The organism is uncultured Psychrosphaera sp. (assembly GCF_947500655.1).
Lineage (GTDB): Bacteria > Pseudomonadota > Gammaproteobacteria > Enterobacterales > Alteromonadaceae > Psychrosphaera.
The window spans coordinates 102,066-114,042 of sequence record NZ_CANMSK010000002.1 but is presented as its reverse complement, the minus strand read 5'-3'; the positions used below and the strand labels follow the sequence as shown (position 1 = coordinate 114,042).

Sequence of the window (11,977 nt, the reverse complement as noted above, 5' to 3'; positions counted from 1 at the left end):
CCAATACATGTATGGTAAAGCGAGGCAAAAATTTGATGTTTAATATAAACCGTTTTATTTCGTTGTTGTTTATCTCCATATTTATTATTTCTTTCTCAGTCCCCACCTTTGCTCATGACACTAACATAGCAACATTTCAAATAAGGCAAATTAAAGATCAACAATGGATGTATGAGGTAATGACACCTTTATCTAACTTAGATAAGTCATTACAAGCAAGTATTAAAGATGCACCTAAAGCAGACCTTCACAGTGTTAAATATAAACAAAAGGTTATTGAATATATAAAGCAAGGTTTTGATATAAAGATCACAGGCTCTGATGATAAAAATATTACTATTGAGTCAGCAAAACTAAGTCTTGGAAAGGGTAGAATAAAGTTGAATGATCACTTAAGTGTGGTTATTTTTCAAATTAAAGGAATGCCTGAAAATATATCTAAAATGGATTTTCATTTAACCAATATGTCTGAAAATTTATCGCACAATAATATATTAAGATTGATCCAAGGTGATAAGAATAAGCGTTATTTATTAAATAAAGAAAATAACTTCTCCGGCAGTATTGTTAACTTTTTTAGCCAATAATTTTATTAATAGCACAATCAAATAATTTATTACAAAGATATTTGAAGTCTGTAACTACAAACTTACTCGCCAGATTCCAACATAAACTCTTTTGCGCAAGACTGGCAAATACAGGTTTTGTTTTTTAGCTCGTCTGGCACTTGTTGTAAAAGCTGTGGAGGAAATTGAATGTTTGGGTCTTGGCACCAGCAGGTGAGTTTATTTTTTTCGTCGCAAGCAAGGCTATTGTTAATAACATTACCACAGGCATTATCTTTGGCGCATAAAGGGCATAATTGTGGGTTAACGCCTTGTTCTAAATTAAGAGTTTCTTTTGAATTAGTCTCTTGTGCAGGATTAATTTTCTCAACTGAATTATTCATCTTCACCCCATAAAAAAACGGCCATTAAGGCCGAGTTTTTAATATAACAAATATATTAGCATCAATTTTTAAAGCGCAGCTAAAATTGTTTCCGCGTCGCTTACTTCAAACTCTTTAGGTTCTTCTACGTTTAACACTTGCACCATACCGTCTTCAACAACCATAGCGTAACGACGAGAACGGGTGCCACCGAAAATTCCGGTTTCAGCTTCTAAGCCAATTTCTTTAGTAAAATCAGCGCCGCCGTCTGCAAGCATAATAATGTTTTCAGCATTTTGGCTTTTACCCCAAGCATCCATCACAAACGCATCGTTTACTGATAAACAAATAATGGTGTCGACACCTTTTTCAGCAAACTTTTCATAATTAACAACATAACCTGGAAGGTGACTGTTTGAACATGTAGGTGTAAATGCACCTGGAACGGCAAACATAACCACTTTTTTTCCAGCAAATAATTCTTCCGTAGTAGCGGTGATCATTTCACCATCAACAAAATATTGAAACTGCACACTCGGTAGCTTAGTGTTTACTTCTATCATCATAATTCCTGTATTTTTCTTATTTTCGCGGATTATTCTTAAGCGAATTTGGCTTCCTAAACCTACATAATAACCACAATATAAATTGTATTTATTTTATCGGTAAGGCCAAATGTTTTCGGATTATAACCTATTTTGGTGTTAGATAGGATCTCATAAAGATAAATAACATTAACAACCCGTCTATGCCATGGCGGCATTGACGTACACATCAAATCGATTTTTCTTAGTTTTAATTTGTGTACTCGGTTGTTGGTTATTTAAAAACGGAGCGTAATCTGGGCGTTTTACCACAACACGTTTATCTGCCAGTTTTAACGCATTTGGTAATAACTCGTCCGCATCATCATCTGTTCCAACAAAAGTTTGGAACAAAGCCATGTCTTTTTTTACCGCTGCGGACTTTTCACGATGAGGAAACATAGGGTCTAAATACACTACATCTACTTGTTGTTTATTCTCAATAGCCTGCGTTAAGGCTTGTTGTGCTGGCGCATTAATTAACTGCATACGCTCATCAAACCAAGGTAAGTGTGCCGAGATTCTGGCTCGGCGAAAACCATCAACCAATAAAGCATAAATCGGCTGCTGGCGTTCCACTAAAGTAACGTTACAACCTAAAGACGCTAATACAAATGCGTCTTTTCCCATACCGGCAGTGGCATCAAATACGTGTAATGATTTTTTATCTAAGTCTATTTTGTTTAATCCCACTGCTTTAGCGATAGCTTGATTTTTTCCACCACCAAATTTTTGCCTATGCGCGCTTGCGCCCTCAGCAAAATCAACAAAGATTTTAGTTTTACTGTCGCGGGTTAAAAACAATTTACCGTCATCAAAGGCGGCAAAAAGCTGATTATCGGTTGGCGCTTTGTTTGTCATGTTCCAACCGAACGACTCTGCTAAATCAATAATTTCGAGCGGAGCGGCACGCCAGTTTACGAACTGAACTGGATTAGATTGTGGTTTGTCGGATTTATCTGCCATTAGTATCAACACCAACAAAGTTATCACCCACAGAATATGACAATACTCGGCTTAATGCTTGGTATGAATAACCGGTTTGTTGCTGCCAAGTATCAAAACAGTCTTGCATGGTTTGTTGGCTTTTTTTACTGCTCACGCCACCGTCGATATGTTTATACGCTCTAAAATACGCTTCATTGTCTTGGCTAATTAAAAAGGTATCATAACCCAAACGGCGTAACGCATAAGGCCCGGTATTACCACCTAGACGTGAACCGCGTTTTTTCAAAAACGCCCACAAACCAATGACATCTTGTGCTGGCCAATTAGCGATAAACTTACCAAACGAGCGATGCTCTGCAGCAATTTCAAAGATCATTTGCGCGTTATCTTTAATGGTCATGACTTTTTTACCGTTGCGAATAATGCGTTCGTCTTTGCATTTAGCTTCCCACATTTCGTCCGGCATCATTAACATTTTTTCAATGTCGAAATTAAAAAACACCTCTTCAAAACCAGCCCATTTATTTTCTACCACGCGCCAAACAAAGCCACTTTGGAAAATTTGCTTGGTAAACGCAGCCAACCACATAGAATCTGGAATTTGCGCCAACTCTTCTTTAGTAAAGGTTTGTCCGGCCATATCCAACACAAAGTCTTCAGAGCCTTTACGTTCAGAGGCACGTTTGAGAATGTCAGCAAAAGGTTCTAGGTTTTTAATTTCAGTCATATTTTTTGATCAATTTAGTCACGTGTGAAATGCAAAACTCCCACCTTGAGTGTGGGAGCTTAGTTAACAAATACACTACATAATTATATGAATAACTATCAAAGTCACTCTATAAATAATGAAAGCGTTATTTTACAGGGCTATATTTAAGCAGCGATACCACTATGACGTAACAGAGCATCAATTTGCGGTTCACGGCCACGGAAGTTTTTAAACAATTCCATTGGCTCCGCACTGCCACCTTTTTCCAAAATACAATTTAAGAACTGTTTTCCGGTTTCTGGATTAAATATTCCATCTTCTTCAAACTTAGCAAATGCATCGGCAGATAATACTTCTGCCCATTTGTAGCTGTAATATCCCGCCGCGTAACCGCCACCAAATATATGACCAAAACCATGTTGGAAACGATTAAACGCAGGTGGCTTAATAACCGCAACTTTGTCGCGTACATCGTCTAATATTTGTTGAACGTTAGCACCCGTTTCAGGATTAAATTCAGCATGAATACGGAAATCAAATAAGCTGAATTCTATCTGGCGTACCATCATCATGGCTGATTGGAAGTTTTTCGCAGCTAACATTTTATCTAACATATCTTTTGGTAATGGTTCATTGGTTTCAAAATGACCAGAAATAAACTGCAACGCTTCCTCTTCCCAACACCAGTTTTCTAAGAACTGACTTGGCAATTCAACCGCGTCCCAAGCAACACCGTTTATGCCAGAAACAGCCGCTTCATCCACTTGAGTCAGCATGTGGTGAATACCGTGACCAAACTCATGGAACAAGGTGATCACTTCGTCGTGAGTAAATAGTGCCGCTTTGTCGCCAATTGGCTGATTAAAGTTACAGGTTAAATACGCAACCGGCGTTTGTAATGAGCCGTCAGCTAAAATTGCACGGCCTTTGCAGTCGTCCATCCAAGCGCCGCCACGTTTTTTCTCACGGGCGTATAAATCTAAATAAAAGCTACCGCGGTAATTATTGTCAGCATCTTTAATATCAAAAAAACGTACGTCTTTATGCCATGTATCTACGCCATCTTTTTTCTCTGTAACGGTTATACCAAATAGTTTATTTACTGTTGTGAATAGGCCAGACAATACTCGGTCTTCTGGAAAGTACGGACGTAATTCTTCATCTGATATTGCGTATTTTTGTTGCTTAAGTTTTTCACTGTAAAACGCGTTATCCCAAGGATTTAACTTACTTACGCCATATTCTTTTTGTGCAAATTCCGTTAATTCAGCTAAATCTTGCTTTGCTTGGCCGTGTGATTTTTCTGCCAGTTGATCTAAAAAGCCTATAACTTGCTGAGTGTTTTCAGCCATTTTTGTGGCTAAAGATTTATCCGCATAAGTATCAAAACCAAGTAAATTAGATACCTCATGACGCAGTGCTAACAGCTGATCAATAATCTCTGAGTTATCAAACTCGCCAGCGTTAGGGCCTTGATCAGACGCTCTAGTAGCAAATGCAGTGTACATTTTTTCACGTAGTTCAGCATTTTCTGAATACGTCATTACTGGCAAATAGCTTGGAAAGTCCAAAGTAAATAACCAGCCTTTAAGCTCTTTCATTTCTGCCATTTGTTTTGCTGCAGCAATGGCTGAATCTGGTAAGCCTTTTAATTCCGACTCGTCTGTGATCACTTTTTGCCAAGCGCTTGTGGCGTCTAAAACATTGTTACTAAAGGTTGAACTTAACTCAGATAATTGAGTTTGGATTTCACCGTAACGTTTTTGTTTCTCTGTATCTAAGTCTATACCCGACAATTTAAAGTCACGTAATGCGTTGTTGATCACTTTTTGTTGTGTGGTGTTAAAAGACTTAAATTCAGCAGACTCCGCTAACGTTTTATATGCTTGATATAAACCTTTGTGCTGGCCGACATAAGTTGAATACTCAGTTAACAAAGGTAAACATGACTCATACGCTTCACGATGTTCATCACTGCTAAGAACAGAATTGATATGAGAGACTGGCGACCACGCTTTACTTAATTTGTCGTCAACTTCATCAATCGCTAACACTAAGTTTTCCCATGTTGGCGAAGTTTGTTCAACCGCAGTTGTAATAGCGGCCTTACATTCCGTTATTAATTGCTCTATTGCTGGCTTGATATGTTCTGGTTTGATCTTAGAAAATGCAGGTAAGTTCAGATTGGCTAATAACGGATTATTTTGTTCAGACATGAGTTCTCAATAATTTTTATGATTATTCGAATAATACTAAATAAGTAGTACCTAGATCACAGTTTTACAAGGGGTAGGTGACTTATATGTGCAAAGATAATTGCCCTAAACCGCTGATTTTCATCGCGACTTATATACATTATTAGAATCTTTACTTGAATTTTACCTAAGTAAAACTTCTAATGAGGTTCGAAAATAATTCATAAAGGATTCAATATGAAGTTTAAGTTTATCGCTTCGTCGTTATTTCTATTAATTAGTTACTTTGTTATTACACCAGCTCAAGCAAATGAAACCGAGCAATTTATACTTGGTGAGCATTATATTGAAATTGAGGGAAAGCAAACTAGCACACCTCAAGTTACAGAGTTTTTCTCTTTTTATTGCCCACACTGCTACAAAGCAGAGTCTTTTATGAGTAACGTAAAAAAATTATTAGAGCAGCCAAGTCAATTTGTTAAAACTCATGTGGATGGTATGCCTGGTAGAAGCATTGAAGTTGAGCATCTACTGACCAAGGCCTTGGTTACCGCAAGATTATTAAATATTGAAGATAAAATGGTTGCCGTTATTTTCTCTTATATCCACAAAGGCAAAGCTGACTTCTCTACAGCAAAAGAGGTTAAAAACCTGTTTTTGTTAAACGGAGTAGACAGTGTAGAATTTGATAAGACCTTTGGCAGCTTTAAGGTAAATATGACCGCCAACACTATGCGAGTTAAAACCAGCGCATTACGCAAGCAAGGCATTGGCAGCGTGCCAACATTAATTATCAACGGTAAATTCAAACCGAACCATCAAGCGTTAAAAACTCAAAAAGAATACTTAGAGTTAATTAGTTTTTTATTAACAAAAACGGCTTAGTTTGAATGTTTTTCATCAAATGTAAGGTCTTATCACTATTAGATCTATAGTCGGTGATATTAATCGCCTTTTTAAAATAAACCGATTAACTTTATCGACTTTTTTCATTTGGTTTTCTATGGTTAAAGCCATATCCTATATCTATTGTCCTTATTACTTTAATTCAAGAGTGGAATTCATACATGACACAACATTTTGATTACATTGCCATTGGTGGCGGAAGCGGCGGTATTGCCTCAGCAAACAGAGCCTCTATGCGTGGCGCTAAAGTCGCACTTATTGAAGAAAAACACATGGGTGGGACTTGCGTAAATGTTGGTTGTGTTCCTAAAAAAGCTATGTGGTTTGGTGCTCAAGTCGCTGAAGCCATTCATAAATACAGTGCAGATTATGGTTTTGATGTCACCGTTAATAAATTTGATTGGGGCAAATTAGTAGAAAGCCGCGAAGCTTATATTAAACGTATTCATGGTTCTTACGACCGAGTATTAGCCAACAACAATATTACCGTTATAGATGGTTTTGCTAAGTTTGTTGATGCAAAAACAGTAGAAGTTAATGGCGTACAATACACAGCCGATCATATTACCATCGCCACTGGCGGTAGCCCAACTTGGCCAGAAATTGAAGGTGCTGAACTTGGTATCGATTCAAACGGATTTTTTGCGTTAACAGAACAACCAAAACGTACCGTTGTTGTTGGTGCAGGTTATATTGCCGTTGAACTTGCTGGCGTATTGCACAGCCTTGGTACTGAAACTAAATTGGCCGTACGTAAACACATGGCATTACGTAACTTTGATCCAATATTGTCAGAAACCTTAGCGGAAATGATGACTGAGGAAGGCATTGAGATATTAACTCAAAGCACACCGTCTAAAGTTGTTAAACAAGCTGACGGCAGCTTGGTACTTCATTTTGAAAATGGCACAAGCGTTGAAACAGATTGTGTTATTTGGGCTATTGGTCGTACACCTGCAACCAGCAATATTAATATTGAATCTACTGGCGTTGAATTGGCAAAAGGTGGTTATGTTCCAGTAAATGAACATCATGAAACCAACGTGAAAGGCATTTATGCCCTTGGCGATATTATTGGCAAGATAGAGTTAACACCTGTTGCCGTTAAATCTGGTCGTATATTGGCAGAACGTTTATTTGGTGGAATTACTAACGTGGTTATGGATTACACCAACGTCCCAACGGTGGTATTTAGTCACCCAGTTATCGGGACTATGGGCTTAACTGAACCAGAAGCAATTGCTGAATATGGTGAAGAAAATGTAAAAGTATATACATCAAGCTTTGCTGCTATGTACACAGCGGTTACGTCACATCGTCAAATGACTAAAATGAAATTAGTTTGTGCCGGCGACAATGAAAAAGTTGTTGGTATTCACGGTATTGGCCTTGGTATGGATGAAATTCTACAAGGATTTGGTGTAGCCATGAAAATGGGCGCAACCAAAGCAGACTTTGATTCTTGTGTAGCTATTCACCCAACATCAGCAGAAGAGTTTGTTACTTTAACCTAGTGCATATTAACTAGTAAATCTCTGTTCTTATATAGACTAATAATGCACAAACATTATTAGGCTTTTTTATACAAGTTGTAGACATATTAAAAAACGTTGATAATTTATACTTATTTAACATAGTATTAGATAAACATTCATACTTCGTATACAAGGATAGAGAAATGCGATTCATACTATTATTTTTAATCATTTTTTATCAAACTAATGCTAATGCCAAAGAATTTGATGTTTCATTAGGTTTTGGTGCCCCTTATTTTCTAGTAGCGGAGGTTTCTACAGCCGTTAATGATGATTACAAGCTTTACCTTAATTATAAATATGGTTTAGATGACGGTTACTCTTTAGGACTAGAAAAAGCAGTTTTCAATGATAGTCATTTGTTAGGTTTGTTTATTGGGGCTGTCGGAACCAAGTCAACAGGCTGTGCTTATAATAATTCACAAGACTTCTTAAATGATTTTGGTGAATATATCGCGAATTGCTCATTAGCTCCTATTAGACAAAAAACTCTAAATGGTTTAGGCATATCTTACAGTTACGCTTATGGGGGGATAAATAACTCTGGTTTTATTTTTAAATTTGATATGGGAAGTGGAACAAACTCATACACAGATGGTTATCAATCTACAGTAGGTATTACTGTTTTATATAGCTTTTAATTAGTCTATTTGTAGCAATACACCCAATTTCTGCCGAAGAGTTTGATATCAAGAGTAGATCGTAGCTTTAACCTAGAAGGTTACTGTTAAACTAAACGACATTTTAAGCTAAAAAAGCCTAATAATGAGTGATCATTATTAGGCTTTTTACCTCACTCACACATTTCTACGCTGCTGTCGTAATGCTGGTTATCTGCGTTTATTATCTGATGAAGTCGGCCACTGTTATCAGCCAGTAACGTTACTGGCGAGCCTATTTCAAACGTATTTATTGTCTCGCTTTTGTCTAATTGTTTCATCACATCTTGTGATAATTGCACTAAGCCCAAATCACATACCTTGATCACCATGACATCGTCATTAACGGTAATAAAACCGTGTAACGACTTTCTATCTTTAAGTTCAGATAATGCCGTTAAATATTGATTATATTGAGCATCATTTACTGACTTTTTATTATGGTTTACATCGTTGGTTTTAAGGTGAACATCATGATAATAAACTACCTCTAAATCACTACTAAGCCCTTGGCTAACGGTATAAATTGGGGCTTGTGAAGTCACATCAGTATTGCGTTGAATACCAAATATGATCACTAATAAAAAAACGGCTGAAATAGCAGGACCACTTAACCATCGCCATATCGGTGATTTGGTTTGTCGGGCGTAGTTCAACACTTGATCATTAAGCTGCTTTGGCGCTTTTGTGTGGGCTTTTCTTTTAAGGTAAAGCTCCTGTAAAACTTGCTCTGAATGTTTTTCGCTCATTTTACAGTCTCTCTATCTTCTAATGACAGTTTATCGTCTAATGACACTTTATCTTCTAACAACAGCTTTTGTTTTAAGGTTGACTTTGCGTATCTAAGTCGGCTTTTTACCGTTTCCATTTCTGTTTGGGTTATGTTGGAAATCTCACGTAAGCGCAATCCTTCTTGTTGTAAAATAAACACTTCTCTTTGTAAAAATGGCAGCGCATTTAATGCCTCGTCGAAAGATTTCATGTCTTGTTCCATCATCAATATGTCAACGTGCGTTGATTGTTGATCGGCTAATTCATCAAACTCTATACAATGCCAACGGCCAACTCGGCGATATTCATCAACTAAGCTGAATCTGGCAATTTTAAATACCCAAGCTTTAAAACTGCCAGTATCGCTATAAGACTTACGTCGCTTAATCACCTTTTCCCACGTTATCTGATAGATGTCGTGGGCTAAGTCTGCGGCTATTTGTGATAAAAGATAATGGAATAAGTCGTCACCTATGCGTTTAATCAACTCATTCAGATATTTAACATCACTCGTGTCTGCGTATTTAAGCATCAAGCTCTCACTACTTTCTGCGATGTTTAACCAGCTTCTAACGGTTAGTCCAAATCCCATTTTCATCCTTAATATTCCCTATCGGGTACTATCAATACTGCGACAAACGTTGCCAAGAATAGTCTTTAATGCAACTAAAGCGTGTTGATCTAAAACAATAGGCTAACTTTGCGTCATACCAAATTCAAGTAATATTGACTGGCCACTTTGTACCACAGGTTTGCCATTAACTAACTTAGGTTGGTATTTCCATTTTCTAAGTGCTTTACGTGCCGCATGTTCAAAATAACGTTTTGGCTTAGCGTCCATAACCTTTACATCAATTACACGGCCTAATTTATCTATAGAGAAAGATAAGCTAACCCAACCTTCAATGCCGTTAGTGGCTGCTTTAATTGGGTATTGGGGTTCAACTCTAAATATTGGTGTAGCACTTTTATTTTTGGGGCCACCTAACCCAATTTTCGTTAATCCTATACTTGGTATTTCCACATCAATCCCCGGAGGCCCAAGTTCCAAATTATCGTTTTGAGCTAGATCTTGTTTAACCTGTGGCGGCATAGGCTTCGCCTTTGGTGGTTCAGGCAAGGGGTTTACTTTTTCCTTGGTTGGCTCTTCATCTTTTATACCATTGACATTAACCGTGATTGCCGGAGCAGGCTCAATAAATGACGCCTCAGTTTCGGCCAATTTACTCATAATAACAAAAAGAACGAGTGCCATTAGGGTGCCAGCAATAGTAAACCCTGAAACTTTTAGCACCATTTTTACTAAAGATGGTGCTGGTAAGTATGTTGTTGACGGTTGCATGATTGTGTTCATATTAATTCCTCAATTTATTGTTGGATAAGTTAAGGAAGTTAAGTGCGCGTAATTAACTTCAGTAGTAAAACGCTTGAGGTTAAAAAAAGGGGTTAAATTAAAATATTTATTTTTCAGTGTAGAGTTATACCAATTTTATTAAGTATTACTTAAACAACAAAACCATACTCACCTAGATATATTATTTATATTCAAATGAGTATGGTTTTGCTTATACATTTAATTCAAAATTACACTGACACTTATAATTTAATCGCACCTTGCTTAATTAAGCTTTGCGCTGTGTCTAAAATTGTTTCATCTTCTGGGCGTTGGCTCCAGTTCAATTGTTGCTTGGCTTTTGCATTACTCATATTATGTTTAAAGCCTAAGTCTTTCACTACTGTTTTTAAAGCAGGATCAACATAAGATATCATTTTCACTAACCAGTTTGGTAATGAACGACTTGGTATTTTCTGATTTGGAAATTGTGATCTTAATGTATTAGCAATATCACTCATCCACATAAACTTACTTGCTGCTATGTATCTTTGCCCTGCAGCTTTTGGTGATTTCATTGCTAAAATATGTGCTTGTGCAACGTCTCTGACATCTGAAACAGTAAACCCAATTTGTGGGATAGCAGGTAATGATTTATCCATCAATTTAATGATCACCTCTGCAGAAGTACCATAATCAGACTCCAATACTGGGCCTAAAATAATGCCTGGATTAATAACCGATAATTCTAATCCTGTCTTATTAGCAAAGTCCCACGCCACTCTTTCTGCTAATGTTTTGGACTTATAATAAGGAGTAACTCTTTTGTCATTTGGATCTGTCCAGCATTCTTCAGTTTGCTGCATATTTTCATTGCCATAAAGTACAGACGCGACGGATGATGTTAATACAACACGTTTTATATTTTTATCATTTGCTGCTTTTAATACACGTAATGTACCGTCTATTGCAGGTTTTATAATTTCATTTTCATCTTTTGGTACATACGATAAAAAAGGCGACGCTGTATGAATAACATAGTCAGCACCTTCCATCGCATCATCCCAACCTTGGTCTTTTGATAGATCGCATTCAACAAAACTAAGCGTTGCTTGAGTATCACCAACTTGCTCTAGAATTATTTTTTCAATTTCCGCTGAACGTTTTAAAGAACGTAATGTGCCCCTTACATTAAATCCCTGCTTTAAAAGCTTAATTGATGTGTGACTACCTAAAAATCCCGTGACACCTGTAACTACAACCGCTTCTTTGTTTTGTTCTTGCATAATTCACCTCTTATTCAAAATTTATCAAATTCAAAACCTGACATAAATTACAAAAAACGTCAGAAATGACATGGTGACAATATTTGTAAATTATGTCAAGATTATTTTTGTGTGGTGGATGGC

At 37.0% G+C, this 11,977-nt stretch carries 13 protein-coding genes; 4 read left to right on the top strand and 9 right to left on the bottom strand.

Features of this window, described 5'->3' with window-relative positions:
• Positions 1 to 35: 35 nt before the first annotated feature.
• A complete protein-coding gene (locus Q0940_RS02665) occupies positions 36 to 587 on the top strand; it encodes a hypothetical protein (RefSeq protein WP_299263524.1) in 552 nt (183 codons plus the stop codon).
• Positions 588 to 649: 62 nt separating this feature from the next.
• Here Q0940_RS02665 and Q0940_RS02660 read toward each other — a convergent pair whose 3' ends face one another.
• The 5 genes from Q0940_RS02660 to prlC all read right to left on the bottom strand — a co-directional run bounded on the left by Q0940_RS02660 (position 650) and on the right by prlC (position 5,385).
• Positions 650 to 949, bottom strand: coding sequence for a cysteine-rich CWC family protein (locus tag Q0940_RS02660; protein ID WP_299263522.1), 300 nt, complete (start codon positions 947 to 949; stop codon positions 650 to 652).
• A 68-nt stretch (positions 950 to 1,017) separates the two neighbouring features.
• Positions 1,018 to 1,491, bottom strand: coding sequence for a peroxiredoxin (locus Q0940_RS02655; RefSeq protein WP_105051229.1), 474 nt, complete (start codon positions 1,489 to 1,491; stop codon positions 1,018 to 1,020).
• A gap of 183 nt (positions 1,492 to 1,674) precedes the next feature.
• Positions 1,675 to 2,478, bottom strand: coding sequence for a class I SAM-dependent methyltransferase (locus tag Q0940_RS02650; protein ID WP_299263519.1), 804 nt, complete (start codon positions 2,476 to 2,478; stop codon positions 1,675 to 1,677).
• On the bottom strand, positions 2,468 to 3,187 hold the full coding sequence (locus Q0940_RS02645; RefSeq protein ID WP_299263517.1) for a DNA-3-methyladenine glycosylase I: 720 nt from the start codon (positions 3,185 to 3,187) through the stop codon (positions 2,468 to 2,470). The genes Q0940_RS02650 and Q0940_RS02645 overlap by 11 nt, the downstream gene beginning before the upstream one ends.
• Positions 3,188 to 3,333: 146 nt before the next feature.
• A complete protein-coding gene (gene prlC, locus Q0940_RS02640; protein WP_299263515.1) occupies positions 3,334 to 5,385 on the bottom strand; it encodes an oligopeptidase A in 2,052 nt (683 codons plus the stop codon).
• 216 nt (positions 5,386 to 5,601) lie between these two features.
• Here prlC and Q0940_RS02635 point away from each other — a divergent pair, with 216 nt between their 5' ends.
• The 3 genes from Q0940_RS02635 (at position 5,602) to Q0940_RS02625 (ending at position 8,446) form a co-directional block, all read left to right on the top strand.
• Positions 5,602 to 6,249 (top strand): thiol:disulfide interchange protein DsbA/DsbL, encoded by a 648-nt coding sequence (locus Q0940_RS02635; protein WP_299263513.1) that lies wholly within the window; start codon positions 5,602 to 5,604, stop codon positions 6,247 to 6,249.
• A gap of 182 nt (positions 6,250 to 6,431) precedes the next feature.
• Entirely contained in the window at positions 6,432 to 7,784 is a 1,353-nt protein-coding gene (gorA, locus tag Q0940_RS02630; protein ID WP_299263511.1) for a glutathione-disulfide reductase, read from the top strand.
• A gap of 164 nt (positions 7,785 to 7,948) precedes the next feature.
• On the top strand, positions 7,949 to 8,446 hold the full coding sequence (locus tag Q0940_RS02625; RefSeq protein ID WP_299263509.1) for a hypothetical protein: 498 nt from the start codon (positions 7,949 to 7,951) through the stop codon (positions 8,444 to 8,446).
• A gap of 152 nt (positions 8,447 to 8,598) precedes the next feature.
• Here the strand turns inward: Q0940_RS02625 and Q0940_RS02620 are convergent, their stop codons facing one another.
• From Q0940_RS02620 to Q0940_RS02605, 4 genes are all read right to left on the bottom strand, one after another.
• Positions 8,599 to 9,213 carry a hypothetical protein gene (locus Q0940_RS02620; protein WP_299263507.1) on the bottom strand — a complete coding sequence of 205 codons (615 nt, stop codon included), beginning with the start codon at positions 9,211 to 9,213 and terminating at the stop codon, positions 8,599 to 8,601.
• Entirely contained in the window at positions 9,210 to 9,827 is a 618-nt protein-coding gene (locus tag Q0940_RS02615; RefSeq protein WP_299263505.1) for a sigma-70 family RNA polymerase sigma factor, read from the bottom strand. The genes Q0940_RS02620 and Q0940_RS02615 overlap by 4 nt, the downstream gene beginning before the upstream one ends.
• Before the next feature lie 102 nt (positions 9,828 to 9,929).
• Positions 9,930 to 10,589 carry an energy transducer TonB gene (locus Q0940_RS02610; protein WP_299263503.1) on the bottom strand — a complete coding sequence of 220 codons (660 nt, stop codon included), beginning with the start codon at positions 10,587 to 10,589 and terminating at the stop codon, positions 9,930 to 9,932.
• A gap of 242 nt (positions 10,590 to 10,831) precedes the next feature.
• On the bottom strand, positions 10,832 to 11,854 hold the full coding sequence (locus Q0940_RS02605) for an aldehyde reductase (protein ID WP_299263501.1): 1,023 nt from the start codon (positions 11,852 to 11,854) through the stop codon (positions 10,832 to 10,834).
• Positions 11,855 to 11,977: the final 123 nt, after the last annotated feature.